Source organism: Herbiconiux solani NBRC 106740 (genome assembly GCF_001571005.1).
GTDB classification, from domain to species: Bacteria; Actinomycetota; Actinomycetes; order Actinomycetales; family Microbacteriaceae; genus Herbiconiux; species Herbiconiux solani.
The window spans coordinates 608637-635380 of sequence record NZ_BCST01000001.1; the positions used below are offsets into that span (position 1 = coordinate 608637).

Genomic DNA, 26744 nt, shown 5'->3' on the forward strand with positions numbered 1-26744 from the left:
CGGTCAGGCGGTGACGACCTCGGGCGAACCGACGGCCCCGGGGGGCATTTCGGCCGCGAGGCGGTTCGCCTCCTCGATCAGCGTCGCCACGATCTCCGACTCGGGCACGGTCTTGATGACCTCGCCACGCACGAAGATCTGGCCCTTGCCGTTGCCCGACGCGACGCCGAGGTCGGCCTCGCGGGCCTCGCCCGGTCCGTTGACGACGCAGCCCATGACCGCGACGCGCAGCGGCACGGTCATGCCCTCGAGCCCGTCGGTCACGTCGTTGGCGAGCGAGTAGACGTCGACCTGGGCGCGCCCGCACGAGGGGCAGGACACGATCTCGAGCTTGCGCTCACGGAGGTTCAGCGACTGCAGGATCTGCAGCCCGACCTTGACCTCCTCGGCCGGCGGCGCCGACAGCGAGACGCGGATCGTGTCGCCGATGCCCTCCGACAGCAGGATGCCGAAGGCGGTCGCGCTCTTGATGGTTCCCTGGAACGACGGCCCGGCCTCGGTCACGCCGAGGTGCAGCGGCCAGTCGCCGCGTTCGGCGAGCAGGCGGTAAGCCTTGACCATCACGATCGGGTCGTTGTGCTTGACCGAGATCTTGAAGTCGTGGAAGTCGTGTTCCTCGAACAGCGACGCCTCCCAGACCGCGCTCTCCACGAGCGCCTCCGGGGTGGCCTTGCCGTACTTCTCGAGCAGCCGCGGGTCGAGCGACCCGGCGTTCACACCGATGCGGATCGAGACCTCGGCCGCCTTGGCCGCCGCAGCGATCTCGCCCACCTTGTCGTCGAACTTGCGGATGTTGCCCGGGTTCACGCGCACAGCGGCGCACCCGGCGTCGATCGCCGCGAACACGTAGTTCGGCTGGAAGTGGATGTCGGCGATCACCGGGATCTGGCTCTTCTTCGCGATGATCGGCAGCGCCTCGGCGTCGTCCCGCGAGGGCACGGCGACGCGCACGATGTCGCAGCCCGAAGCGGTGAGCTCGGCGATCTGCTGGAGCGTGGCGTTGATGTTCGGCGTGGGGGTCGTCGTCATGGACTGCACGCTGACCGGCGCATCTCCGCCGACGAGCACCTTGCCCACCTTGATCTGCCGTGACTTGCGGCGGGGGGCGAGGGTTTCGGGAACCTTGGGCATCCCTAGATTGATTGCAGGCACGATTTCAGTCTAAGTCCGCAATCTGAACAGCAGGTCAGCACCGGCTGAACCCGGCGAGCCGCCGACCCACCGACCATGCGAACCGGCGATCCCGCCCCACCGATCACCCGAAGACGTTGACCGGCTTCACGATGTCGGCGTACACGAGCAGCGCCGTCATGCCGCCGAACAGGATGACGACCGCGAAGGTCAGCGGCATCAGCTTGGCGGCGTCGACCGGCCCCGGATCCTTGCGCTTGAACAGCTTCGCGAACCCGCGCCGGATCGCCTCCCACAGCGCCGACACCACGTGCCCGCCGTCCAGCGGCGTGAGCGGCACGAGGTTGATCACGAACAGCGCCACGTTGAGCGACCCGAGCAGCCCCAGCAGCGAGGCCGCCTTCGCCGCGATCGGGATGCTGTCGATCGACGCGATCTCGCCCGCCACCCGGCCGACGCCGACGACGCTGATCGGGCCGTTGATGTCGCGCTCCCCCGGTCCGAACGCGGCCTGTGCCACGTCGTAGAGCCGCTGCGGGAGGTTCGCAACGAGCCCCACGGTCGACCCGATGTTCTCCCCCACCATCGGCAGCACCGAGGTGATGGGCTGCGGCACGAGCTCGGAGGCAGCGCCGATCCCGACGAATCCGACGTCCTGCGTCTGCTTCGTGCCATCGGCGTTCTCGACCACCTTGCCGGCGTCGTCGAGCACGTACCGCTCTGTCAGCAGCGGCGTGAGCGAGAGCGTCACGTCCTGGCCGCCGCGCTCGACCACGAGCGGCAGGGTCTGCCCGGCCGAGTCGCGGATGATGTCGGTCGACTGGTCCCAGCTGGTGATCGGGGTGCCGCCGAGGCTCACGAGCCTGTCGCCGGGCTGGATGCCGGCCGCCGCGCCGGGCGACGCCGCATCCCCCGCCGCGCACTCGGTCTGTTCGCTGCCGGCCGGGAGCACGCAGGCCGAGACGCTGCCGACGGTGGTCGAGGCCTGGGCGGTGCCGAAGCCGACGAGCACGATGGCGAAGAAGACGACGGCGAGCACGAGGTTCATGAACGGGCCGCCGAGCATGACGATGATCCGCTGCCAGACGGGCTTCCGGTAGAACGCGCGATCCTCGTCCTGGCCGATCGAGAGCTGGCTGGCCTGGCGTGCATCCTGAACCATCGACTGGAAGAAGCCGGTGCTGTTCGCGACCGGCTTCTCGCCGGCGTGACGCGGGGGGAACATCCCGACCATCGAGATGTAGCCGCCGAGCGGCACGGCCTTGACGCCGTACTCGGTCTCGCCCTTGCGACGCGAGAAGACGGTCGGGCCGAAGCCGATCATGTACTGCGTGACCTTGATGCCGAAGAGCTTGGCGGGCACCAGGTGCCCGACCTCGTGGAGACCGATCGAAACGGCGACGCCGATGGCGATGATGAGCACGCCGAGGATGAACTGCAGGACCGTTTCCACACGAGGACACTACCCTGGCCCGCGACGAGGCCGCTGATCAGCGGCTGTACGCCCGATGTGCGGCAGGTGTGGATGCGGCAGCAGCCGCGTCCCGGCCCGAGATCACCCGAGATCAGCCGAGATCAGCCCGCGATCAGCCGGTCGGCCGTCGCGCGCGCCCAGAGCTCGGACTCGGCGAGCGACTCGACCGTGACTTCCTCAGACGGCATCTCGTGCAGGTCGACGACCCGGGCGACCGTGTCGACGATGTCGAGGAAGCCGATCCGCCCGGCGTGGAACGCCGCGACCGCCTGTTCGTTGGCCGCGTTGAAGACGGCCGGGTAGCTGCCGCCCGCGCGTCCGACGCGCTTGGCCAGGGCGACGGCCGGGAAGGCCTCCTCGTCCAGCGGCGCGAAGGTCCACGACTGCGCGGTCGTCCAGTCCAGAGGCATGCCGACGCCGGGCACGCGTGCCGGCCAGTGCAGCCCGAGCGCGATCGGCAGCCGCATGTCCGGCGGGGAGGCCTGGGCGATGGTCGATCCGTCGACGAACTCGACCATCGAGTGCACGATCGACTGCGGATGCACGGTGACGGCGATGTCCGAATAGGGCACGTCGAAGAGCAGGTGCGCCTCGATCACCTCGAGTCCCTTGTTGATCAGGGTGGCCGAGTTCGTGGTGACGACCAGGCCCATGTCCCAGGTCGGATGCGCGAGCGCCTCGCGCGGGGTGACGGTCGCCATCTCGGCGCGGCTGCGGCCGCGGAACGGCCCGCCCGACGCGGTGAGCACGAGACGGGCGACCTCCTCGGCGGTACCCGAGCGGAGGGCCTGGGCGATCGCGGAGTGCTCGGAGTCGACCGGCACGATCTGGCCGGGGGCCGCGGCACGCTTCACCAGGTCGCCGCCGACGATCAGGCTCTCCTTGTTGGCGAGCGCAAGCGTCCGCCCCGCCTCGAGGGCGGCGAGGGTGGGGCCGAGACCGACCGAGCCGGTGATGCCGTTGAGCACGACGTCGGCCTCGACGTCGTGGATCAGCTGCTCGGCCTCGCGTGCCCCGAGGCCGGTGTCGGCGACGCCGAACTCGGCGGCCTGGGCGTCGAGGGTCTCGCGGTTCGTGCCCGCAACGAGACCGACCACCTCGAACAGTTCGGGATTGGCCCGGATCACGTCGAGCGCCTGGACGCCGATCGAGCCGGTGGAACCGAGGATGATGACACGTCTCACCGTGCAATCATCCCAGACGGTCCCGTCACGCCTCACATGCGGAACGGGCGGTGCGGACGACCCGCACCGCCCGTTCCGGCAGTTCTCCCGTGATGCCTGTGCCTACGCCGAGGCGGTCGCCAGGATGTCGATCACGAACACGATCGTGTCGGTGCCCGAGATACCGGCCGAGCTGTTGCCGGCGCTACCGTAGCCCTGGTCCGGCGGGATGACGACGACGACCTGCGAGCCGACCGACTGGCCGACGAGCGCGGCCGAGAAGCCCTTGACGACACCGGTGGTCGGGAAAGTGCGCGGACCGCCCTGGCCCCAGCTCTGGTCGAAGATCTTGCCGGTGCCCCAGACGAGGCCCTGGTACTGCACGGTGACGTTGTCTCCGTCGCCGACGGTCGGGCCGTCGCCCTTCTTCAGCACCTCGGTCTTGAGCTCGGTGGGAGCGTCGCCCGAGGGGATCGTCACCGTGGGGGCTCCGTCGTCACCGAGGGTGACGGTGGGGAAGCCGTCCTGCGCCGGCTGGTCCTCGCCCTGGGCGCGGGTCGGGATGATGCCCTCGACGTCGGCGACCATGACCATCGAGTCGGTCGCGGTGATGCCGAGCGAGGTGTTGCCGGTGTCGCCGAAGGCGTCGGCCGGCGGGATGACCGCGACCACGCGCGAGCCGACCGGCACGCAGTTCACGGCGTTGACGATGCCGGGGATGTACTGGGTCGCGTCGACCGTGAGCTGCAGCTGGGTGCCGCCCTCGTCGAGCGTCGAGAAGACCTGGCTGCCGCTGGTGGCGTTGTAGATGGTGAAGTCGATCGTGGCGACGTCGCCGGTCTTCACGGTGTCGCCGGTGCCCTCGGTCACGACGGTGCGCTGGGTCGTGTCGACCGTCAGCGGGCCGGTGAAGGCGGTGGTCGGCGCGGATCCGACGTCACCGGTCACGGTCACGCTGTTCGACTCGGTACCGGCCGACGCCGAGGTGCAGTCGCCCGAGGCCTGGTCGGCGGAGTCGGTGGAGGCCGGAGCCGGGTCGGATGACGAGCATCCGGCGAGAAGGAGAGTGGCGGCGATCGCGGCCGCAGCCAGTGCCGGAATTGAGCGCATGAGTCCTCTTCGAGAGATGGGGGGAATGCTGCACAGTCTTGCTCAGCGGCCTTGGGCCAAGCTGGTGAGGGCCTGGGAGCCCGCACGGCGTGCACGCCCGGTCGAGCCTACCGGCTGGGCGCGGCCCCGGCATCGGGGGCGGGTGCATCCGGGGCGGCGGCATCCGGGATCACCGGCGCCGACCCGGAAGAAGGCACAGAAGGCGCTGCCGCAGGCGCCGCCGCCGCGGGCTTCGCCGCCTTCGACGGGTTCTGGATGCCGATCAGCGACACGACACCGCCCGCCACGAAGAACACCGCGGTCACGAGCACGACCCGGTGGAATCCGTCGAGGTCGAGCACGGCCGCCCCGGCGATCAGGCTCGCGAGCGCCACGGCGATCAGCCCGGCGACCCGCGAGACCGCGTTGTTGACGGCCGAGGCGATGCCCGAGCGCGAGGGGTCGATGGCCCCGAGGATCGCGGCGGTCAGCGGCGCGACCGTGATCGACATCCCGAGACCGAAGACGACGACGGCCGGCAGCACCTGGGTGAGGTAGTCGGCGCTCTGGTCGATCCGGAGCATCAGCAGGAACCCGGCACCGGCGAGGAACGGCCCGACCGTCATGAACAGGCGCGGCCCGATCTTGCCGCTCAGCCGGCCGAACAGGCTCGACAGCCCGATCAGCAGCAGGCTCGTCGGGATCATCGCGAAGCCGGCCTCGGTCGCGCTGTACCCGGCGACCTGCTGCAGGAACACGGCGACGCAGAAGAAGCCGAGCGAGAGCGCCCCGTAGATGAGGAAGGTCGAGACGTTGCCGACCGAGAAGTTGCGCACCCGGAACAGCTCGAGCGGCAGCATCGGCTGCTTCGCCCGGCGCTCGTGCAGGATGAACGCCACGAACGCGACGACGCCCACGATCAGCGGCACGAGCACGACCGGCGATCCCCAGCCGAAGTTCGACTGCTCGATCAGGGCGAACACCGGCAGCCCGAGCCCGACGATGCCGAGGACAGCGCCGACGACGTCGATCTTCGCCCCGGCGATCCGCGCGTGGTCGTGGTCGAGCTTGGTCAGGAGGAACAGGGTCACGATGATCGGCAGCACGTTGATGCCGAAGACCAGCCGCCACGACACCTGATCGACGAGCACGCCGCCGAGGATGGGGCCGGCGATGTTGGCGACGCTCGTGAACGCCGTCCAGGTTCCGATCGCCCTGCTCTGCATCGGGCCGCTGAAGGTGGCGAGGATGAGCGCGAGCGACGAGGGCACGAGCAGCGCCCCCGCGATGCCCTGCAGGCCACGCGAGATGATCAGGAACTCGATCGTCGGCGCGAAGGCGCAGAGCAGCGAGGTCACGCCGAACCCGATCAGGCCCGCCAGCAGCACCTTCTTGCGCCCGAACACGTCCGAGAGCGAGCCGGCGAGCAGGATGACCGCGCCGAGAGTGATCAGGTACGCGTCGACCACCCACTGCTGCGAGGTCAGCTCTCCCCCGAGCTCGCGGCTGATCGCGGGCAGTGCCACGTTGATCACGGTCGCGTCCAGGAACGAGATGAACGAGGCGAGAACAGCCACGGACAGCACGAATCGCTGCTGCGACGACATCTTCTCGGCCATGGGGACAGTCAAGTGCATCCCGGGCCCCGCCGCGACCCCGCCCGCCCGGCATCCACCCGGCATAGGGTGAGCGCGTGACGACGGATGAACGGGGCTGGGCCGAGCGGGCCGCCTCCGCCCAGCAGGCGCTCGGCGCGACCGGTTCCGCCGGGTTCGGCCGCCGCTTCGTGCATGGCGCCTACCGCAACACCTCGAGGCCGCGCCTGCGCCAGGCCTTCCCCCTCAACTACTGGTGGATCGCCCACGTGATCGAGGTGCGCATCGACGGCTTCGAACGCTCGGGCGACGCGCGTCTGCTCGAGGAGGCACGGCTCACCTACGCCCGGCTGGTGCGCCGCAACCACGGCCGGCTCGAGAACGACTACTTCGACGACATGGGCTGGCTCGCGATCGCGGCCCTCCGCCTGCACGACGCCGAGGTGTCGACGACGGGCGGGAGCCGCTCCCGCTATCTGGACGACGCCGTGCAGCTGCAGCGCTACATCGCCGCGCGCGGCTGGAACGACTCCGAGGGCCCGAGCGTGTCCTGGCGCGTGCAGCAGCCTGCGTACAAGAACGCCCCGAGCAACGGGGCCTTCGCGATCGTGTCGGCACGCCTCGCCGACCGCACGGGCGATGCGGCGTACCGCGGGCAGGCCGAAGCGGCGGCACAGTGGATGCGCGAACGCCTGCTGCGCCCGGACCACCTGGTCGCCGACGGCGTCAACCGCCTGGGCGACGGCCGCACCGACACCGACTGGCTCTTCACCTACAACCAGGGGCTGTACGTCGGGGCCCTCGTCGAGCTGGCGGCCGGCTCGGATGGGGCTGGTTCGCGCAGCGACCGCCCAGGCAGCGACCTGGCGGACAGCGCCGGCGACCCCCTCCGCGAGGCCACCGCGACCGCGCTCGCCGCGATCCGGCACTTCGCTCCCCCGCCGGCCCGGGTCGTGACGGGTGAGAACGCCGATCTCCGGGCGCGCGGCGGCGGCGACCTCGGGCTGTTCAAGGGCATCCTCGTGCGGTACCTCGGGCTGCTCGCCGCGCACCTCCCCGACGGGCCGGAGCGCGCCGAGGTCGTCCGCTTCCTCCGCGACACGACCGACACGCTCTGGACGGGAATCCGCGGAACTCCTGGACTCCGGGCGGCCGACGACTGGTCGCAACCCGCCCCGCCGGTCACCTTCCTGTCGACCCAGCTCTCGGCCGTGATGGCGCTCGAGACGCGGGCCCGCCTCGAGGCGGGGTCAGTCCCGCGAGACAACCCGCACCGCGAAGGCGAGTGACTCCGCCGACTCGACGGAGACGAGGATGCGGCGGCTGCGGTCCGCCCCCGCAGGCCCGTCTGCGGACGGGATCCGCTGGGGTCCGCCGACCGGCCGGATGCCCTCGACCGACTCGGCGACCACCTCGAAGAGCTGACGGCCGGCGCCCGGCGCGGTCGTAGCGGCCACCGGCATCCGCTGGCCGAACGCCGGGTCGGCGATGACGGCATCGACCGAGATCGCCCCGGCACGGGTGACGGCCACTACCGTCAGCTCGACCGTGCGCGAGAGGGCCGTGTGCACCGGCGCTTCGCCGGGATGCTCGTTCTCGAACAGGGCCACGACCTCGGCGCGGAAGGCCTCGCCGAGCGTGCCCCGAAGCGTGCGGCCGATGAGAAAGACCTCGACCGGGACGGGCGACGGCATCCTCAGCCGACGACGTCAGCGCGATCGACGTCAGCGCGATCGCCGTCGGCTTCGACGTCGGCGGCTTCGACGACGGCGACCGCGTCGTGGTGCACCGGGAACGCGACCGAGTTCGCGATGAAGCAGACCGCGTTGGCCTCGGCGTGCATCCGCTCGAACTCCTCGGGCTCGACCGATGCCGTGACGGTCACCCGGGGGTGCAGGGTGACCGAGGTGAACCGGCCGCCGTCGCCCTCCTGCTCCATCGTGCCGGTGGCGGCATCCGTGTACCCGGTCACGACGACGCCGTGCTTCACGGCGACGTGCAGGAAGGAGAGCATGTGGCACTCGGCGAGGGCGGCGAGCAGCAGCTCCTCGGGGTTCCAGCGGTCGGCGTCGCCGTGGAAGGTGCGATCGGCCGACGACTCGATCGGGTGCTTGCCCGCGGCCTCGATCGTGCCCTGGCGCCCGTACTCGCGGTAACCGCTCGTGCCGGTGCCGCGATTGCCAAGCCAGGCGACATCCACGCTGTAGTGATGCTCACGATTCACCCCGCCATGCTAACCCCGGCTCCCAGGGGCGCTGGCCTAAACTCGGAGGACTATGACTGACACCCTCGACGCACCGGTTGCTGCCCCCGTCTACACGGTTCCCCAGGAGCGGAAGATCGTCACCGCGATCCCCGGCCCCAAGTCCGAGGCGCTGCACCGGCGACGTCTGGCCGTCGTGCCGCCCGGGGTCTCGAGCGCCCTGCCGGTGTACATCGCCAAGGCGAACGGCGCCATCCTCGTCGACGTCGACGGCAACCAGTTCATCGACCTCGGTGCCGGCATCGGCGTGACCACGATCGGGCACACCGAGGCCGCCGTGGTCGCCGCCGCGGCCGCCCAGCTGCAGGACGTGACGCACACGCTGTTCACGATCACGCCCTACGAGGAGTACGTGCGGGTCGCCGAGTTGCTCGCCGAGAACACCCCCGGCGACTTCGTCAAGCGCACCGTGCTCGTGAACTCGGGCGCCGAGGCGGTCGAGAACGCGGTCAAGATCGCGCGCAAGCACACCCACCGGGTGGGTGTCGCCGTGCTCGAGCACGCCTACCACGGCCGCACGAACCTGACGATGGCGATGAACTTCAAGGCCGCCCCCTACTCCACCGGGTTCGGCCCGTTCGCGGGCGACGTCTACCGCGCCCCCAACTCGTACCCCTACCACGACGGTCTCACCGGCCCCGAGGCCGCGGCCCGTACGATCGCGTACCTCGAGAAGACGGTCGGGGCCGAAGACCTCGCCTGCCTCGTGGCGGAGCCGATCCAGGGCGAGGGCGGCTTCGTCGTCCCGGCCGAGGGGTACCTGCCCGCGCTGCAGGAGTGGTGCACCGAGAACGGCATCGTCTTCATCGCCGACGAGATCCAGAGCGGCATGGCCCGCACCGGCGCCATGTTCGCCAGCGAGCACTTCGGCCTGGTTCCCGACGTGGTGCTGAGCGCCAAGGGCATCGCCGGCGGCCTCCCGCTCGCGGGTGTCACCGGCCGCGCCGAGATCATGGACTCCGCGCAGCCCGGCGGCCTCGGCGGCACCTTCGGCGGCAACCCGGTCGCCGCGGCGGCCGCGGTCGCCGTGTTCGAGCAGATCGAGAAGAGCAACCTCCTCGAGGAGGCCGCCCGCATCGAGCGCACGCTGACCACGGGCCTCCGCGCCCTGCAGCAGAAGTACGACGTGATCGGCGAGGTGCGCGGCATCGGCGCGATGATCGCGATCGAGCTCGTCGAGCCCGGCACCGGCGAGACCACGAAGGCGCCCAACGCGGCCGCCGTCAACAGCATCGTCGCGTACGCCGCTCAGCAGGGCGTGCTCGTGCTCACCGCGGGCACCTACGGCAACGTGCTGCGCTTCCTGCCGAGCCTCGCGACCAGCGACGCCCTGCTCGAAGACGCGCTGTCGGTGATCGACGAGGCGCTCGCCCGGTTCACGGCGTGAGCGACTCGCACCGGATGAACGGGGCCGGCGAACCGGGAACGGCCGGCCTCGAGCAGTCGGTCGAGCTGGCGGTCCTCGACCGCAGCGGTTTCATCGAGTCGCGCCACATCGGTTCGGCCGTCGTGGTCGACCGTGAGGGGAAGGTCGCTCTGTCGTACGGCTCCCCCGAGCTGCCGGTGTACCCGCGATCGTGCATGAAGCCGTTCCAGGCGCTGACCGTGCTCGAGGCGGGCGTCGAGCTCGACCCCGTGCAGACGGTGCTCGCCACCGCGAGCCACGCCGCGACCGCCGCCCATGTCGAGGTCGTGCGGTCGATCCTCGCCCGGGCGGGTCTCGGCGAGGACGCACTCGGCTGCCCGCCCGACTGGCCCGGCGACTCGGCCGCGCGCGATGCCGCACGGGTCGACCCCGGGCATCCGTCGCGCGTCTTCATGAACTGCTCGGGCAAGCACGCGGCCATGCTGCTCGCCTGCGTCGAGAACGGCTGGGAGACCTCGGGTTATCTCGACCCGGAGCACCCGCTTCAGCAGCGCATCCTCGCCACCGTCGAGCGCGAGATCGGCGAGCCGGTCGCGCACTCGGGTGTCGACGGCTGTGGCGCTCCCGTGCACGCGATGTCGCTCGTCGGACTCGCCCGCGGGATCGGGCGCCTTCGCCGTGCGGAATCGGGGCCGGCGAAGCAGCTGAGCGACAGCATCCTCGCCAACGGCTGGGCGATCGACGGACCGGGCCGCGCGAACACCGTCGTGATCGAACGCCTCGGAGTGGTCGCCAAGCTCGGCGCCGAGGGCGTCATGGTGATGGCGACTCCGGACGGCGCCTCGGTGGCGGTGAAGATGCTCGACGGCAGCCTCCGCGCCGCGTCGCTCGTGGCCCTCACACTGCTCGCGCGCCACGGCTCGCTGACGGCCGAGGAGGTCGAGGGCATGACCGCCGAGCTCGAGCTCACCGTGTACGGCGGGTCGGCCGCGGTCGGCACGATCAGGGTGTCGCCGGGCCTCTGAGGTTCGGGGCTCAGGTCGGGCTCGAGCACGCGCTCGGCTCGGCTCGGGTTCGAGCGAGCTCGCCGGCGGGGTCCCGCGCGGATGACGGGGTCGCGCGCTGGCAGAAGGCCGCACTGGTGGCGAGGTCGCGGCGCGCTGGTGACGGGACGGCTCGGGTCAGCGCACGTCGAAGTACTGGTCGCCGATGCCGACGCGGGTGCCGCGGAAGACGCGCTGCGCACGGCCGGGCACGAGGTCGATCGGCTCGAGCAGGTCGAGGCCGACGCGGGTGCCGTTCGAGGATCCGCGGTCGGCGACCCAGAGCTCGCCCTCGTCGATGCCGAACCGCAGGTGGGTCTTCGAGACGCTGCGCTGGGGGTCGACGATCTGCACGAGGTAGTCGACCCGCTCGCCCGCGTCGGGGACGGGATTGCGGCCGATCAGCCCGCTGCCCGAGACCCGCACGCTCTCGCCGGTGCTGAAGACGAGGTGGAAGAGCGCCTGCTCGTGGCCACGACCCGAGTCGACCGGGGTGATGTCGGGCACGGGCGCCGACGTCGGGATAGGTGCGGGCGACTCCGCGGGAGCGGGGGCCGACGTGGGGAAGGCCGCGGCGTCAGGGGCGGAAGCCGGGGCGGGGGCTGAAGCGGGCGCCGGCGCTGAAGCGGGGGCCGGTGCGGGATCGGGGGCCGGGGCTGCTGAGGCTGCATCAGGCGCCGAGGCTGAAGAAGCGGCAGCAGGCGCCGGGGAGGTCGCGGATGCATGAGCGCTCGCAGATCCGGGAGCCGGGACGGCAGCGGATGCCGGGGCCGGGGCCGCCGAGCCCGCCGCGCGAGCAGCGCGGGCGCGCCCTTCGTCGGCGATCGCGTCGATCAGGGCCTGCCGGTCGTACCGGGCGGTGTCTCCGAGAGTGGGCGCCGGCGCGATGGCCGAGGTGCCGCATTCGCCGCAGAGCAGGGCTCCTGCGCTCAAGGTGGTGCCGCAGGTTCTGCACTTCACTGGATCTTCCGCCTCTTCCTGACTGTGCTCGTCCTGTCCGTGCCATGATACGTGCGCAACGACCTGGTCGACACCCGGGCCCGCAGCCGGGCCAGGAGTCCGCGGTCTCCGAGGAGGCGCTTCCGCTCCCGGTCCGAGGCCTGCCAGATCGCGATGAGCTCGGCCTCGGTCGGGGGCGCGGGCGAGTACAGCGCGCTGTCGACCCACTCGGCGAGCGCGAGGGCCTCGGGGGCACCGAGGGACCGGGCCGCTTCCCGCCGGGTCGCGTGCACCGGGGTCGGGATGGCGCCGTCCCGCGCCGAGTCGACGACCTCGGCCCATCCCCCCGCCGCCCGGCTGCGCGCCGAACCCCTCGTGCGCCGCCGGGCGCGGCGCCGGAGCTTCAGGGCGATCACGGTGAGGAAGGGGGCCGCGAGCACGGCCAGCACCCCGAGAGTGATGCCGGCCACGGCGAGGATGCGGAGCACGAGCGCGAGCACCGCATCCGGAGCCGCCGGCCGGTCGTCATCCTGCTGCGCCGGCGCGGAGTCCGCGGGTCCCTCGAGCTGGTCCGAGGCGGGCGGCACGACCTCGGGCGGCTGCACGGCGGTGGTGCTGTCGTCGGTGGCGCTGTCCGGGATGGGCCGCGGTTCGGGATTCGGGTCGACGGCGACCCAGCCGGCCTCGGCCGTGTAGACCTCGATCCACGCGGTCGCGTCGGAGCCGGTGACCGGGATGGCCGCCGGGGCGCCGGCGGACCCGCCTGATCCGGCGGCTCCGGCGGTTCCGGCGGTTCCGGCTGATCCGGCGACGTCCGTCACGGGGATGTCGAACCCCGTGGCGACCCGTGCCGGGAACCCCACGGTCTCGGCCAGCAGCGCGGCCGCCGCGGCGTACTGCTCGGCGTCGCCGACCATGGGCGTGCTCGTCAGGAACTCCTGCAGCCGGTCGGCACCGTGTCCCGATCGACTGAAGACCTCCCCGGTGAGGCCGCTCGAGACGTACCCGCCATGAAGCCCGTCGAGGATGCCGGCCAGCCGCTCCCCCGGCGAACCCGACGCGGGCGCCCACTCGGATGCGCGGAGGGCCACCGCATCCGGGACCCCCGTCCCCGGGGTGACGGCGAGCGGGCCGGGCGTGAGCGCTGTGAGGCCGGCTGCGGGAACGGGAGCGGGATCGCGCGTGACGAGCCGGTAGCGGTCGCCGTCGGCCAGCCCCACGGGATCGGCGACGGTCGCCACCGCACGACCGATGTAGAGCGCGTCCTGGAGCGCAGAGGCATCGGGCCCGTCGAAGGTGACGGAGACGGGGCTGCCGACCGTGGGCACCCAGACGCCGCGGTAGCCTCCGACCTCGATCTCGAGGGTGCGGTCGGGGCCGACGGGGAGCTCGGCGCCGGGAACGGGGTCTCCCCCGTCGAACCGCTCGGGCACCCGGGTGAAGAGCGCGCCGCCGCCGCTGCCTCGGCCGCTGCCCGAACCGCTGCCGCCCGCGCCGCTGCCTCCGCCTCCGCCGACGTCGAAGACGACGCCGTCGTACCGGTCCATCCGGGCGGTCACGATCCGGTCGCCGGGCTTCGCGCCCGACACGGTGAGCATCACGGTCTGGTCGGCCGGGGGCTTGAGGTCGGCGCGGAACGCCGAGAGCGGGCTGGGCTGGTCGTTCGGGTCGAAGGGCTGGTCGACCGCGTCGCGCGCCACGACCCGATCGCCCGGGGGCACGACGAGGGCGATGCCGCCGGCGACGGCCACCGCTGCGGCGACCACGGCCGCCATGACGATCCACGATCGGCCGCGTGCACTGCGCTCACCGAGCCCACCGGCCCGCCCGTCGCGCTGCCTTCGGGCCAACGGCGGCACCGGAGCCGTCAGGGCGAGCCAGACGACGACCTCCACGGCGAACAGGGCACCCACCACGACCGGCGCGAGGGCGACCGATCCGCCGAAGACGATCCCCGCGACCAGCACCGCCGTCGGGAAGACGACCATCAGCGCCGCCCAGCGCCCGCCGCGCGCGGCCACGGTCGTTCCGACCACCGAGCAGACCAGCAGCAGCACGAACACCGGGACGAGCAGCGCCTGGTAGTCACCGACCGGCAGCTCGATCGTGAGCAGCTGCCGCCACCCCGACGCGGTCGTCACGATCAGGTCGAGGAGCCCCTCCGGCGTCGGGACCACGCCCCAGAGCGCCTTGGCCGGAACCGCGAGCGGCACCCCGAGCACCAGCCAGAGCAGCACGGTGCCCACCAGGACGACGGGCCCGGACCAGCGCCGAGCCGCAGCGAGCACCGCGAACCCGGTGCCGGCGAGCACCGTGACGACCGCGAGCACGACGAAGGGCGCGGCCTCGTACACCGGCCACCAGGCGGCGGAGGCGGTGAGCAGGAGGAGCGCCGACATCAGGCCGGCTCGCAGGATGCGGCCCATCAGACTCCGACCGCCCGGGTCAGGGTGCGCACGAGGTCGTCGAGGTAGCCGATCCGGGTGATGCGCAGGGCGTCGATGCGCACGAGGGAGGCGACCGCTTCCGGGTCGGCGACCACCGCGATCACCTCGACTCCGGTGGCGAAGTGCGAGGCTGCGGCGCGGAGTTCGCGAGCCGTCACGGTCGAGCCGCAGGCCAGGAAGACGACCGACGCATCCGTCGCCGCCTCTCCGGCCGCCCGGGCGACCGCGGACAGCCGCGGAGCGGTCCCCGACTCCTCGATCGTGCTGAGGTCGTCGAGCAGCTGGCGAGGGGTGCGCGTGCGCAGCCGCCCGCCGCTCGCCGCGCCCGGCCCGCGTCGGCGCCGCGTCGACGAACCGCGCGCGGCACTGGCGGCCCGGCCGACGCTGACCGAACGGGCGGCGCTGCCGGCGCGGGCCGCGGAGGCAGCCGGCGCCCCCGCGAACACCGAAACGGTCGTGCCGTCGAGCACGGCGCGGACCCCGAGGGAGGCGACGACGCTCACGACGAGCTCGAACTCCTCGGGCGTGGCGTGGTCGGCCTGACTAAGCGACTGCAGCACGATCAGGTGGCTCCGCCTGGTCTGCTCGAACTGCCGCACCAGGAACGCGCCGGTCTTGGCGGTGCTCCGCCAGTGGATGTGCCGCCGGTCGTCGCCCGGGACGTAGCCGCGAAGGGCGTGGAACGACATGTCGCTGTCGGTGAGATCGCTCGTCGGGATCCCCTCGAGGTCGCGGAGGAGCCCTGTCGTGCTCACACCGAGGGTGACGGTCGGCGGATGCACGAAGAGCTCGGCGGTCTCGGACCTCACCGATTCGCGGCGGGCGAGGCCGAACGGGTCGCGCCGCACGACGGTGACCGGCCCCAGCGGGATCACGCCACGGCGCTCGGTGGGCACCTCGACGACGACCTCACTCGTGCCGCCCGCCGACACCGACGGAAGCCGGATGAACTCGATCCGCCCGCCCACGGCGAACTCGGCCTGTTGCGCCCGCCGGGTCACGGCCGAATCGTTCGAGACCCGCACGGCGACCGACGCCGGCTGCCCGGCCACGACTTGCCGGTCGAGCACCTCGATCGCGATCCGGCCGCTCCCCCGCCCGAGCAGGAAGAGCGCGGAGACCAGCGCGACCACGAGGGCGATCAGCCCGGCCACGAGCAGCTCGGTCCAGCCGAAGCCGAGCCCGGCGCCGATCCCGAGCACGGCGAGCGCGAGCACGACCCAGCCGCCCGCCGAGACGGAGACCGGGAGGCGGGAGGGCCTCATGCGGCCGTGGCGTCCCCGGGGGGCGCGACGTCGAGGAGGATCTGCGACACCACGCCCTGCGCGGTGACCCCGTCGAACTCCGCCTCCGGGTCGAGCACGAGCCGGTGCGCGAGCACGGGGCCGGCGAGCGACTTGACGTCGTCGGGCACCACGTAGTGCCGGCCGTCCGAGGCCGCGTAGGTCTTCGCGGCGCGGATGAGGGCCAGGGCCGCCCGCACGCTGCCGCCCAGCCGGGTCTCGTCGGCATCCCGTGTCGCCTGCACCACGCGCGAGACGTAGTCGTTGATCGTCGGGTCGACGTGCACCGTACGGGCCTCGGCCGCGAGCAGACTCACCCCTTCGGCGGTGATGATCGGCGGGAGGCCCTCGCCGTGGGCCCGCTCGGTCGCGCCCTCGAGGATGCGGAGGGTCGTCGCGTGGTCCGGGTAGCCGATGCTCGTCTTGATCAGGAAGCGGTCGAGCTGCGCCTCGGGCAGGCGGTAGGTGCCGGCCTGCTCGATCGGGTTCTGGGTCGCGATGACCATGAAGGGCTCGCCGACCGGATGCGGGACACCGTCGACGGTGACGCGGCCCTCCTCCATCACCTCGAGCAGCGCGGACTGGGTCTTCGGGCTGGCCCGGTTGATCTCGTCCGCGAGCACGACATTCGCGAACACCGGGCCGCGGTGGAACTCGAACCGCCCGTCGCGCTGGTCGTAGACGCTGACGCCGGTGATGTCGCCGGGCAGCAGGTCGGGGGTGAACTGGATGCGGCTGCTCGTGCCGCGCACGCTGTCGGCGATCGCTCGTGCGAGCGAGGTCTTGCCCGTGCCTGGCGCATCCTCCAGCAGTAGGTGGCCCTCGCTGAAGAGGGCGACGAGCGCGAGCCGGATGACGTGCGACTTGCCGTGCAGGGTGCGCTCGACGTTCACGGTCAGGCGGTCGAACACATCGGCGAATCGCGCCGCCTGATCGGTCGTCATTGTCATCGGTGGGTCACCTCTTCCGTCACCCACGGTACACATAACGGTGGCCGGCGATCTGCACCCAGAGGCCCGCGTCGCCATCCGCCACGGGCGGGTCGGGCCGGCAGCTCGTGGGGGTCGCCGCCGGGGTCGCGCCGCCGGCCGGGTCGACCGCCCGGGTGCCGCAGTAGATCGTGGGGACGAGGGTGCCGTTGGGCGGGTCGTCGGCCCAGCTCCAGGACGTGCCGTCGTAGTCGGGCCTCGTTCCGAACTCGAAGGTGAGCGACGGCTCGGGCGCGGTCACGGGCGCCGAGAACGGCCCGCAGAGCTCGACCCCGAGCCAGTCGGAGCAGGCCTGGATGACGAACCGGTACTTCTCGCCGAAGGCTCCCCCGGTGATCTCCCGCGGGATGCCCCCGAGCGACACCGAGACCGGCGACCCCGTGGGGGCGCCCGAGGAGTCCACGGCCCGCACGCGATACCGGTCGGCCGTCACCGGCACCGAGACCAGCTGCGCCTCGACGCGTATTCCGTCGTCGCGCGGGACCATCCGCACGCCGACCTGGCTCGCGTCGATCGCGGGCGGGACGGGGAAGACGGAGGCCGACACGACCGTTGAGGCCACGCATCCGGCCCCGTTCCAGCCCCAGACCACGAAGGAGCGCGAGCTGTCGGCGAGGGTGAAGCCGCCGAAGGTGGCCGAGAGGCCCGTCGTGGACTGCTGGGCTGCGACCGCGCCGCCCACCGACGGGGCGGAGACGGTGCCGGGCGCGGGCGAGGAGACCGAGCAGGCCTGGGCTCCGCCGGGCACGGTCGTCTGCCCGGGCGCGAGCAGTTGCGCGTAGTAGCCCTTGACCGCGTCGCCGTTGCCGCCGAACGCGGGCCAGCTCACCGTGATCGAGGCGGTTCCGGATGCGGCGGGCGCGTCCGGGGTCGCGACCGCGCTCGGCGGCGAGGCCACGGGAGCGCCGTACGGCGTGCCCACGGTGCTCGTCGACGGCCAGACGGCGAGGGCGGGGAATGCGCCGTTCCGCGCGGTGACGGTGACGGTCGCGGCCGAGCCGTTCACGAGACCCCGGACCGTGGTCCGGCATCCCGAACCGTCGCAAGTGCCGGCATCGACGCTCTGCACCGGCCGGCCGTCGACCGCGACGTCGTACTGTCGCACGGGTGAGCCGCCGGCGGGAACCGAGGACGGCGTCCACCGTGCCTCGAGCTCGCCGTCGCGCGGGGCGAGGCTCAGGGTGGTGGGGGCGGCCGGCACCAAGTCAGACCAAACGGGAGTCGGGGAGACCACTTGGTCGGAGGTGCCGATCGCGTTGCGCGCGATGACGCTCACCGAGACCGCGTTCGAGGGTCCGTTGCCGGGCGTGCCGACGACGCAGCTCGTGCCACCGCAGCGGGTCGTCGTCGCGGCCCCGGCCGCGGTGCGGGCGACGACCTCGAAGCCGGTGATCGCCGAATTGTTGGAGGGACCGGGCGAGAACGAGACCGTGAGGGTGCGGTCGCCGAAGCCCGTGACGGTGAGTCCGGTGACGGGGCCGGGCCTGTCCTGCACCGCGATCCGCACCGTGCCCCAAGTGGCCCGATCCGGTTCGCCGGTGCCGTCGAGCACCTGGTACTGCACGCTCACGTCGGTCGGAGGAGCGTCGGGCGCGACGGTGATCTGCAGCCGGCTCTTGTCGTCGCTGGGCGTGATCACCACGCCAGGCGGCAGTGCTCCGGCGTCGGCGCCGCGCACGGCGATGACGGTGAGCGGGATCTGCGGGAACGGGTTCGTGGCGGCGTCGTTCGCCAGGACGTCGACCGTGGTGGTCTGCCCGCGCGGCGCGACCACGGTGTCGGTCGCGGGCGCTGCGAGCGGCTTCGTGGAGGAGACCACGGTCACGTCGATGCGCCCCGACTTGCCGGCGACGCCGCCCGAGGAGACGCCGATGACGAAGCCGCCCTGCGCACCCTTCTTCGTGCCGACGTCGACCGAGATCGTGAGCGCCGTTCCGAGGAGGACGGCGGAGAAGCCCGCGGGCCTCGGATCGAGGATCTGGTAGCCGACAGCGGGCGACCCGGCCGCGGCAGCCGTGAGCTTGGCGAGGTCGATCGTCTTCTGCTGGCCGGGTTCGAACTCCAGCACCGCTCCCGTGAAGACGGGGGGCTGGTTCTCGCGCGGAGTGACCGTGATGGGCAGCACCAGAGTCGCCGTGCGGGCGCCGGTGCCCTCGCCGTCGGCGACCTCGAACGAGATCGAGGCGGGGCCGAAGTACTGATCGGCGCTCCGGAAGACGAGGGTGCGGCGGTCGGAGACGAGCGAGGAGCGGTCGGCGTGGGTGGCACGCACGGAGTTGGGGTCGGTGATGACGACCGGCCCCGAACCCACGGCGACCACGTAGTCGGCCAGCGGGATGGTGAGTTCCGCGCCGGAGGTCACGGTGAGCTTCGGGGCTCCGGTGCGGAGCTGCGGGAGTGCGTCGTCCGTTCCCGGCACCCAGATGAAGCCGGTCGAGGTGATCGACGGATCCTCCGGGTGGGCGACGCTGAAGGGGATCAGCTGGCGCTCGGGCCGCACGGTGACCCGCACGATGCCGTCCACGACCTCGGCCGATCCGGAATAGGCCGGGAGCACCGAGAGCCGGAGCGCCGCCGACGGCCCTTCAGCGAAGAAGACGTTGTCGAGCACCGGCACGTCGACCGTGCGGACCCCGAGGATGTCCGACAGCGAAAGCACCGTGTCCGACACCTGGGGCCGGGCGAGTGGGGCGTCGGCCGAGACCTCGACGGTCGCGAAGCTCGACGAGGTGCCGCCCCGCTCGTTGGCGATCGTGTAGATGAAGCCGTACCGGCCGGGTGCCGCGGGAGCGGTGACGGCGAGCAGGTCGTCCTGCACGACCGCGGTCGCCCCGGCGGTGAGGGGCGAGACCTCGGTGATGGAGAGGGGGCTGCCGTCGGGATCGGAATCGTTCTGCAGCACCCGGATGAACACGGTGCGGCCCGGCCGGACGGTCACTTCGTCGGGCGTCGCGACGGGGTTCCGTGCGCCGTCGAGCCGGGCGCTGATGCCGACCCGCACGGTGCCGGTGGCACGCGCGCCGAGCCGGTCGACGACCGTGTACGTGAAGGAGTCGGTGCCGGTCGAGTACTCGCCCGCCTCGAAGTCGATCCAGTCGGGCCCGGTGTCGGTCACCGTGCCCTTGTCCGGCACCGAGTCGATGCCGAGGAACTGCACCGAGTCGCCGTCCGGGTCGATGCCGGTCAGGGGCACCGGGATGCGCACGGTCTCCCCCGCGATCACCCGCGCGGTCAGGCGGCCGGGCACCGGCGCGGCGTTCGCCGTCGGGTCGGCCTCGCGCACGCTGATGGTCACGTCGGCGGTCGCCCACTGCCCGTCGGGCGCGTCGACGCGGTAGACGGCCGTGAAGTCGCCGGGGGTGTCGGGTGCGAGGTACCGGAGCACCTGCCCGGAGGTGAAGAGCAGCCCGGCATCGGCGCCGAGGCCGCGGACGAGCTCGGGATGCAGGCTCAGCGCGTCGCCGTCCGGATGCACGTCGTTCGCCAGCACCGGGATGTCGACCACGTCTCCGACGCGCACCGACGCCGAGTCCGGCAGCGCGATCGGCGGCTGCCGCTGGGCGGGTTCGGGGATCTCGACCACCGTGACCGAACCGCGCGCCTCGGCCAGACCGTTCGTGACGGTGTAGCCGAACGCGGTGCGACCGCCGGGCAGCGGTTTCGTGAGGGTGACCCTGATCATCCGCTGTTCGATCACCTCGACGCGCACGCCGTCGGCCACAGGCACGCCGTCGACTCCGCTGACGATCAGCACGCCGCCCGCCGGATCGAAGTCGCCCGCGAGCACGTCGACGAGCACCGCGGCGTTCTGCCGGGCGAAGGCCGAGTGCGGCACGGTCACCGGGCGGGTGTTGGCGTCGGGTGCCGGGGTCGCGATCACGCGGATCACGCCGGTCGCCGTCCTGGCGCCGTCGACCACGGCGTAGTCGAGGAGGGTGGAGCCCGCCGACTGCGCCGTGATCCTGACCGTGCCCCCGGCGTAGTCGGGCGCGATGGAGAAGCCGTCGCGGGTGGGCACGTTCGACAGGCGGAGCCCCGGTCCGCCGCCGGTCACCCGCTCGAGCGGGGCGACCTGCACCTCCTGGCCGACATGCACCGGCACGACGAATCCGGACGCCACCAGGGGGACCTCCTCGGCCGGATGGACCCGCACGAGGATGGACCCGGTCGCGGTGTCCTGCCCGTCGCCGACCGTGACGGTGACCTCCTTGGCACCCGCGGCCTGCCCGGAGTCGGTGTAGGTGACGACTCCGTCGGGGGTGAACGTCACGGCGTCCGGAGCGGGGACGGCGGCGCTCTGCACGAAGAAGGCGTCGCCGTCGGGGTCGTACCAGTCGCTCCGGATGTCGGTGCGCGCGCGCCCGCCGAGCGCCACATCGATCGCGGTGCGGGTGCTCTGCACGGGCGCCGAGTTCTGGTCGGGGGTGCGCACCGTGACGGTGACGGTCGCCTGGTCGGTGCCACCGCGGCCGTCGGAGATCGTGTAGCCGAAGGCGAGCTCTCCCGAGGCGGTGGGCGGCAGGGTGAGCTGGAGCTGCTGGCCGTCGGAGATGGCGTCGACGGTGCAGTCGACACCATCGGGCAGTTGTACCGAGTCGATGACGATCACGTCGCCGTTCGGGTCGTAATCGTTGAGCAGGACGGGCAGCACGCTGGACCGGCCGGGGCGTGCGCCGAGCTGGTCGTCGGTCGCGACCGGGGGCCGCTGTTCCGGATCGGCCTGGGCCGGCTCGTCGGTGACAGGGGCCTCGGACTGCTGATCGGCGGTCGTGTCCGGCAGGAGGGCGTCCCAGTCGTCGATGACCGCGTTGCCGCGGGTCACGTCCCAGGAGCGGCCGGTCGAGGCGTCGCTGAGGAGGATGCCGCCGGTTCCGTTCGTGCGGAAGGCGAGGGTGGCACCGGCGGAGGCGCCGGGGAGGGTGGATTCGGTGCCGGACGCGGGGTCGTCGGTGCCGGTCGTGCCGTTGGTGCCGGCTTCGGCGCCGTTTGTGTCGGCGGTGCCGTTCGTGCCGGCTTCGTTGCGGCCTGTCCCGTTGCCCGCGCCGTCGGCGCAACGGCTCCACGAGCGCCCGTCCGTCCAGGCGGCGTGCCAGCATCCGGCCGCCTCGACCGGCGAGACGGAGGTGCCGCTGTGTCCGGAGGAGAGCGTGCGGACGTCGCCGCCCGCCAAGGGCACGGAGTAGAGGGCCTGGCCCGTCGCGACGAGGACGTCGGATCCGGCCGGCGATGGCTGCTGCAGCCAGGCCGCGGTGCCGGATGCGCGGGCGGGGCCGGCGCCCGCCGTGCCGTCGCCGGTGCTCGTGCCACTGCCCGTGCTCGTGCCGACACCCCCGCTCGTGCCGGTGCCGCCGCCGGAATCGCCGCCCGCCGATGCGCCGTCTGAACCCGCCGCCCCTGACGCCGTCAGGCCATCGAGCGGGATGACCCCGTCGCGGGTGATCAGGCGGCCCGTGCTCCGGTCGAGCACCGCCCAGCTGTCGCCGACAGCCGTGATCGAGACGTCCGCATCGGTCGCGACGTCGATCGGCCGGGGATCGGCGGCATCCCCGGTGCGTGCCTGGCCGGCCGCGGCCGGGTCGAGGGAGACGACGGAACCGGTCGCGGGCGAGACGCCGACCACGGCTCCGGATGCGGTCAGCACGGCTTCCCCGCCGGCCCCCAGCGTGAGGTCGGCCGGTGCAGCCGGGTCGAACGACGGCAGGGCCGCGGGGGTCGTGACCCAGACGTCCCCCGTCGTCCGCGAGGCGATCAGCACGGTCGTGGCCGACATGGTCACGGAGACCTCGCCGACCGGCAGGGTGACTGTGTCGGCGACGGTCGCGCCCGAGGTGTCGATCAGCTGCGCCTCGCCTCCCCCGAGGTCGACGACCGCGACGGTCTGGCCGAACTGGCTCACCGAGAGCGAGCCGGACGACATCCTGACCGCCGTGTTCAGCTCGCCGATCTGCGGATTCGCGCGGGCCGCGGCCTGATGGAGATCGCTCGTGACCCAGACGGCCGCGTCGTCGAGCTGCACCTTCTGCGCCGGGTACCCGGTCGAGACGACGGCGATCGTGGCCACGAGGGCGCCGACGAGGCTCGCGCCCGTGACCGTCCCGAGCAGCGACTTGCGGGCCGCCGCCCAGGCGAGGAGCCGGGAGCGGGCGATCATGACGGGGCCGCGCACTTCTCGGTGCTGGCCTCGCCGACCCGGCCCGAGCGGACGACGGCCACCGAGATGCAGACCGAGCCGCCGTCGGTCGGGTACACCGCGAACTCGCGGCCGCGCTGCACCGAGCTCTGGCCGGTGCCGCTCTGCAGCCCGCTTTGACTGCCGTTCTGGCCGGAGCTGTTCTGGCCGCTACCGTTCTGGCCGGTGCCGCTCTGGCCGGCGGTGGTCACGCGGTAGCTGTCGCCCTCCTGCAGCCCGGGGTCGGCCCAGGAGAAGAGGATGCGGCCGGCCCCGACCTCGGCCGTGATCTCACCGACCTGCGGGATGTCCGGGGTGGACAGCTGGCGGCCGAGCAGGATTCCGCCGCCGGTGAGCACGACGAGGAGGAGCGCGGAGGCCCCGATGATCCAGGCCCGACGGTGGCGCGAGCCACCTCGATGAGGGCTCGGGTCGTAGCCCAGCGCGGTGTCGCCGCGCCGGGTCATGGTCGCGGAGGTTCGCGCGGTGCCGCCCGTGGTGGGGGTGCGGGAGTGGCCGTGGCCGGCATCCGGCATCGCGCCGGAGCCTGAGCCCGGCCCGCGGCCCGGGCCGGAACCGTCGGTGCGTCCCGCTGACGCCGGTGCGCGGCGGCGGCGCGCTCGGCCGCCGGCCCCGCCGAGACGAACGCGGTCGCCGGTAGTGGAGCTTCCCCCGGTTCCGCCGGTTCCGTGCTCGCCTGTTCCCCGCGCGCCGCTCGTGCCGCCGCCGTTCGAGCCTCCGCCCGTGCCACCGGTGTGGAGGATCGTCCGCTCATCGGTGTCCCGGCCGAAGCCGCTCGCCCACTCGGCCATCGCGATCTCGGCGCCGGTCTGCGTGAGCCCGAGCTCGGTCTCGACGGCCTGCAGCTCGCGCAAGAGTTCGAGCGCGGTCGCGGGGCGTGCGGCCGGGTTCTTCGACAGCCCGCGGGCGAGGACGGCCTCGAGCGACCCGGGCACGTCGGCGCGGCCGATGGGAGGCAGCTTGCCCTTCATGATGCGCTTCGCCAGCTCGCCGGGAGCCGAGGCCCCCGCCTGCTCGAACGGGGAGCGGCCGGCGAGGAGGGAGTAGAGCGTCGCTGAGAGCGACCAGACCTCGGAGGCGACGGTGCCCTGCGTCTGCTCGCCGACGACCTCAGGGGCCGACCAGGGAATCGACAGGCCGACGGCCTCGGCGACCGCCGATCCGCGGGTCGTCGACGAGATGCCGAAGTCGCTCAGCACCGGAGTGCCGTAGGCGGTGAGGAGGATGTTCGAGGGCTTGACGTCGCGGTGCAGGATGCCGCGCTCGTGGGCGGTGTGCAGCGCTCCGGCGATCTTGACGCCGATCCGCAGCACCTCGGCGACCGGGAGGGGCTCGCTGCGGTAGCGCTGGCCGAGCGAGGCCGAGCACAGCTCCATCACGAGGTAGGGCCGGCCGTCGGCCGAGACGCCCGCCTCGTAGACCGTGAGGATCGACGGATGCGCGCTCAGGGTGGCCATCAGATCGGCCTCGACCCGGAACATTCGCCGCACCTGCTCGTTCACGACCTCGGGCAGCATCACCTTGACCGCGACCTGGCGGCGCGGCATGTTCTGCTCGAACAGGAAGACGTCGGCGAAACCGCCCGCGCCCAGCACCCTCACGGAGGTGAACCCCGGGAGGGTGGGAGGCGCTGAGGGCAGTCTCCGGGCCATCGAGCCGCTCAGACCCGTCGGGAAGCGGTCGAACCGGAGGCGCTCGCGCCCGGTGCGGTCGTGCCGGACTCGTCCGACTCGACGTCGACGACGACGACCGTGACGTTGTCACGGCCTCCGTTGGCGAGCGACGCGGTGACGAGCTCGCTCGCGGCGCGCTCGGCCGTGGAGGTGGTCGAGAGGTAGTGGCGGATGCCCACGTCGGTGAGCTCTTTCGTGAGCCCGTCGGAGCAGATCAGGATGCGCTGACCGACCGCCACCGGGAGGGTGGAGTAGTCGGGCAGGGGCTTCTCGTGGAAGCCGACCGCGCGCGTGATCACGTTGCTGTCGGGGTGGTGCTCGGCCTGCTCCTTGGTGATCAGTCCGGCGTCGATGAGCTCCTGCACGACGGAGTGGTCGCGGGTGAGCTGGCGCAGGGCACCGTCTTCGAAGAGGTAGACACGGGAGTCGCCGATGTTGAAGACCATCCAGGCGAGGTCGTCGTCGACCTCCGCGAGAGCGACCCCGGTGACCGTCGTCCCGGTGCCGAGCACGGACTCGTCGCCGACGCGGTCGATGTCGGTCAGCGCCCTGGCGAGGGCTTCTTCGATCGTCTCGGCGGTGGTGACGGCGTCGGAGATCTCGCCCAGGCGCTCGACGACCGCGGCGCTCGCCACGTCGCCCGCGGAGTGCCCGCCCATTCCGTCGGCGACGGCGAAGACCGGCACGTCCGAGATCGAGCTGTCTTCATTGCCCGCGCGCTTGTTGCCCTTGTCGGTCAGGGCGGCCCAGGACAGCGTGACGCGACGGGGGTGCGCTCCGTCACGGGTCACGCTCACACGCGCGCTCGTTCGGCCGATTTGAGTCACGGTGACCAACTCCTGACAGCTTTCCGGAATCCTAAACGGTGATCCCGGAGTTTCCCCGGTCTCGCGGCGAGATGTGGATAACGTTCCCGTCGCCGATTTCGACGATAGCCGCTCCGGTTGCCACCACCGAATCCCCCTGCCGGAGCCGGATCGGCGGACGCCCGGGCAGCACGACGGTCGTGCCGTTCGAGGAGCGGAGGTCGGTCACGACGACCGTGCGCCCGCTGCGGGCGATCTCGACGTGTGTGCCGGAGACCCGGAGGCCCGGGGAGTCGACACGGACGAGGGTCTGCGGGAGTGCCGTGGGCGACCGCCGCGCCCTCGGATCGCGCCCGAACACGACCGCCCCGACGAGGTCGATCGGCGGGCCGTCGTTGACGCGCAGGTCGAAGGCGGGGTGGGCCGGGGTGGGGTGGGCCGAGTCGGGGTGCTGCGGGTCGGGATGCGCCGGGTCGGGATCGTCTTCAGGTGACGGGATGACGGTGCCGGCACCGACGCCGGGTCGGGTACGCGTGATGACGGTGTCGTCGGCGGCGGCGGCGGCATCGTGGTCGTCGTGGGACTCGGAGGCGTTCTCCCCCGAACCCTCTTGGGCCACTCGAGATGCGGGAGCGGGTCCGGTGGTGAGCAGGTCGGGTGCCGAGGCCCAGACGACCCGGGATGCGGCGGCGACCCCGTGGTCGAGACGGCGCGCGTCGGGCGGGATGCGCAGCACGGCTTCCGGAGCCTCCGGCAGCGATCCGGTCGAGACCCCGATGATGTCGGAGAACTCGGCAAGCGCCCACGGCTCGATACCGGACGAGGCGAACCGCCGCGAGCCGCCGACCGACAGCAGGTCGACGACCGCCGCACCGCGCGTGACCACGGTCGCCCGCCAGGTGGACGTGTCTGGGTTCTCCGAGCCTGCGTCCGGCACCGGTTCCGAGGCGTCAGCGCCGGGATCGAGACGCAGCACCGAGAAGTCGCGCACCGCATCCGTTCCGCGCAGCGGGATCGAGGAGACCACCCGCTCGAGCGTGACGCCTTGCAGCCCCAGGGTCGACCAGATCGTCTCGACCGTTTCGTCGGCGATCCCCGCCGGCACCGTCACGATCGTCGGCCAGACCGCGAGCGCGATCCACTGCCCCTCGGCCGGAACGAAACGCAGACTCCCCATGCCGTCACGGTACCGCCTGCCGACTGCCGCGGCGTTCATTCGGCCACTGCCGCAACCAGCCCGCTCGCGTTCTCGACGCCGACCTCGACCACCCACCCGGCACCGGTCGTTCTGAA

General features: G+C 72.4%; 18 protein-coding genes. 3 read left to right on the forward strand and 15 right to left on the reverse strand.

What is annotated here, in order from left to right; all coding sequences use genetic code 11:
• Positions 1 to 3 precede the first annotated feature (3 nt).
• The 5 genes from ispG to HSO01S_RS02930 form a co-directional block, all read right to left on the reverse strand.
• A complete protein-coding gene (ispG, locus tag HSO01S_RS02910) occupies positions 4 to 1152 on the reverse strand; it encodes a flavodoxin-dependent (E)-4-hydroxy-3-methylbut-2-enyl-diphosphate synthase (RefSeq protein ID WP_174522960.1) in 1149 nt (382 codons plus the stop codon).
• A gap of 103 nt (positions 1153 to 1255) precedes the next feature.
• A complete protein-coding gene (locus HSO01S_RS02915; RefSeq protein WP_066039040.1) occupies positions 1256 to 2584 on the reverse strand; it encodes a M50 family metallopeptidase in 1329 nt (442 codons plus the stop codon).
• A 122-nt stretch (positions 2585 to 2706) separates the two neighbouring features.
• Positions 2707 to 3789, reverse strand: coding sequence for a 1-deoxy-D-xylulose-5-phosphate reductoisomerase (gene dxr, locus HSO01S_RS02920; RefSeq protein WP_066039041.1), 1083 nt, complete (start codon positions 3787 to 3789; stop codon positions 2707 to 2709).
• 102 nt (positions 3790 to 3891) lie between these two features.
• Positions 3892 to 4878, reverse strand: coding sequence for an FKBP-type peptidyl-prolyl cis-trans isomerase (locus HSO01S_RS02925; RefSeq protein WP_066039042.1), 987 nt, complete (start codon positions 4876 to 4878; stop codon positions 3892 to 3894).
• Positions 4879 to 4985: 107 nt separating this feature from the next.
• The gene (locus HSO01S_RS02930; protein ID WP_245635860.1) at positions 4986 to 6476 is read right to left on the reverse strand and encodes a DHA2 family efflux MFS transporter permease subunit; all 1491 of its coding nucleotides are present in this window, start codon (positions 6474 to 6476) and stop codon (positions 4986 to 4988) included.
• Between the two features lie 74 nt (positions 6477 to 6550).
• On the opposite strand from HSO01S_RS02930, the gene HSO01S_RS02935 reads away from it, so the two are divergent.
• Positions 6551 to 7741 carry a glycoside hydrolase family 76 protein gene (locus HSO01S_RS02935; protein WP_066039043.1) on the forward strand — a complete coding sequence of 397 codons (1191 nt, stop codon included), beginning with the start codon at positions 6551 to 6553 and terminating at the stop codon, positions 7739 to 7741.
• Here HSO01S_RS02935 and HSO01S_RS02940 read toward each other — a convergent pair.
• A complete protein-coding gene (locus HSO01S_RS02940; RefSeq protein ID WP_066039044.1) occupies positions 7703 to 8146 on the reverse strand; it encodes a hypothetical protein in 444 nt (147 codons plus the stop codon). The two genes, HSO01S_RS02935 and HSO01S_RS02940, sit on opposite strands and share 39 nt — an antisense overlap.
• 2 nt (positions 8147 to 8148) lie before the next feature.
• On the reverse strand, positions 8149 to 8676 hold the full coding sequence (locus tag HSO01S_RS02945; RefSeq protein ID WP_066039045.1) for an OsmC family protein: 528 nt from the start codon (positions 8674 to 8676) through the stop codon (positions 8149 to 8151).
• Between the two features lie 52 nt (positions 8677 to 8728).
• Here HSO01S_RS02945 and gabT point away from each other — a divergent pair, with 52 nt between their 5' ends.
• Together gabT and HSO01S_RS02955 are read left to right on the forward strand one after the other, a co-directional pair.
• Positions 8729 to 10102 carry a 4-aminobutyrate--2-oxoglutarate transaminase gene (gabT, locus tag HSO01S_RS02950; RefSeq protein WP_066039046.1) on the forward strand — a complete coding sequence of 458 codons (1374 nt, stop codon included), beginning with the start codon at positions 8729 to 8731 and terminating at the stop codon, positions 10100 to 10102.
• Positions 10103 to 10116: 14 nt separating this feature from the next.
• Positions 10117 to 11106 (forward strand): asparaginase, encoded by a 990-nt coding sequence (locus tag HSO01S_RS02955; RefSeq protein ID WP_084361254.1) that lies wholly within the window; start codon positions 10117 to 10119, stop codon positions 11104 to 11106.
• A 156-nt stretch (positions 11107 to 11262) separates the two neighbouring features.
• Here HSO01S_RS02955 and HSO01S_RS18965 read toward each other — a convergent pair whose 3' ends face one another.
• The 8 genes from HSO01S_RS18965 to HSO01S_RS02995 form a co-directional block, all read right to left on the reverse strand.
• A complete protein-coding gene (locus HSO01S_RS18965; protein WP_066039048.1) occupies positions 11263 to 11631 on the reverse strand; it encodes an FHA domain-containing protein in 369 nt (122 codons plus the stop codon).
• Between the two features lie 449 nt (positions 11632 to 12080).
• Positions 12081 to 14489: a transglutaminaseTgpA domain-containing protein gene (locus HSO01S_RS02965; protein ID WP_066039049.1), complete on the reverse strand. Its 2409-nt coding sequence runs from the start codon at positions 14487 to 14489 to the stop codon at positions 12081 to 12083.
• Positions 14489 to 15775, reverse strand: a complete 1287-nt coding sequence (locus HSO01S_RS02970; protein ID WP_066039050.1) for a DUF58 domain-containing protein — start codon at positions 15773 to 15775, stop codon at positions 14489 to 14491. The genes HSO01S_RS02965 and HSO01S_RS02970 overlap by 1 nt, the downstream gene beginning before the upstream one ends.
• Positions 15772 to 16743: an AAA family ATPase gene (locus tag HSO01S_RS02975; RefSeq protein WP_066039051.1), complete on the reverse strand. Its 972-nt coding sequence runs from the start codon at positions 16741 to 16743 to the stop codon at positions 15772 to 15774. Before HSO01S_RS02975 ends, HSO01S_RS02970 begins: the two co-directional genes overlap by 4 nt.
• Before the next feature lie 19 nt (positions 16744 to 16762).
• A complete protein-coding gene (locus HSO01S_RS02980; protein ID WP_066039052.1) occupies positions 16763 to 22948 on the reverse strand; it encodes an Ig-like domain-containing protein in 6186 nt (2061 codons plus the stop codon).
• Positions 22930 to 24573, reverse strand: a complete 1644-nt coding sequence (locus HSO01S_RS02985) for a serine/threonine-protein kinase (RefSeq protein ID WP_245635861.1) — start codon at positions 24571 to 24573, stop codon at positions 22930 to 22932. Before HSO01S_RS02985 ends, HSO01S_RS02980 begins: the two co-directional genes overlap by 19 nt.
• A gap of 59 nt (positions 24574 to 24632) precedes the next feature.
• Positions 24633 to 25442, reverse strand: coding sequence for a PP2C family protein-serine/threonine phosphatase (locus HSO01S_RS02990; protein ID WP_245635862.1), 810 nt, complete (start codon positions 25440 to 25442; stop codon positions 24633 to 24635).
• 61 nt (positions 25443 to 25503) lie between these two features.
• Positions 25504 to 26628, reverse strand: coding sequence for an FHA domain-containing protein (locus HSO01S_RS02995; RefSeq protein WP_066039054.1), 1125 nt, complete (start codon positions 26626 to 26628; stop codon positions 25504 to 25506).
• Positions 26629 to 26744: the final 116 nt, after the last annotated feature.

Excerpts from the sequence above, each read along its gene's own strand:
- HSO01S_RS02970 (WP_066039050.1), bottom strand. The coding sequence starts at position 15,775 with ATGAGGCCCTCCCGCCTCCCGGTCTCCGTCTCGGCGGGCGGCTGGGTC.
- HSO01S_RS02955 (WP_084361254.1), top strand. The coding sequence starts at position 10,117 with ATGAACGGGGCCGGCGAACCGGGAACGGCCGGCCTCGAGCAGTCGGTC.
- HSO01S_RS02995 (WP_066039054.1), bottom strand. The coding sequence starts at position 26,628 with ATGGGGAGTCTGCGTTTCGTTCCGGCCGAGGGGCAGTGGATCGCGCTC.
- HSO01S_RS02925 (WP_066039042.1), bottom strand. The coding sequence starts at position 4,878 with ATGCGCTCAATTCCGGCACTGGCTGCGGCCGCGATCGCCGCCACTCTC.
- HSO01S_RS02975 (WP_066039051.1), bottom strand. The coding sequence starts at position 16,743 with ATGACAATGACGACCGATCAGGCGGCGCGATTCGCCGATGTGTTCGAC.
- HSO01S_RS02930 (WP_245635860.1), bottom strand. The coding sequence starts at position 6,476 with ATGGCCGAGAAGATGTCGTCGCAGCAGCGATTCGTGCTGTCCGTGGCT.
- HSO01S_RS02965 (WP_066039049.1), bottom strand. The coding sequence starts at position 14,489 with ATGGGCCGCATCCTGCGAGCCGGCCTGATGTCGGCGCTCCTCCTGCTC.
- HSO01S_RS02940 (WP_066039044.1), bottom strand. The coding sequence starts at position 8,146 with ATGCCGTCGCCCGTCCCGGTCGAGGTCTTTCTCATCGGCCGCACGCTT.
- gabT (WP_066039046.1), top strand. The coding sequence starts at position 8,729 with ATGACTGACACCCTCGACGCACCGGTTGCTGCCCCCGTCTACACGGTT.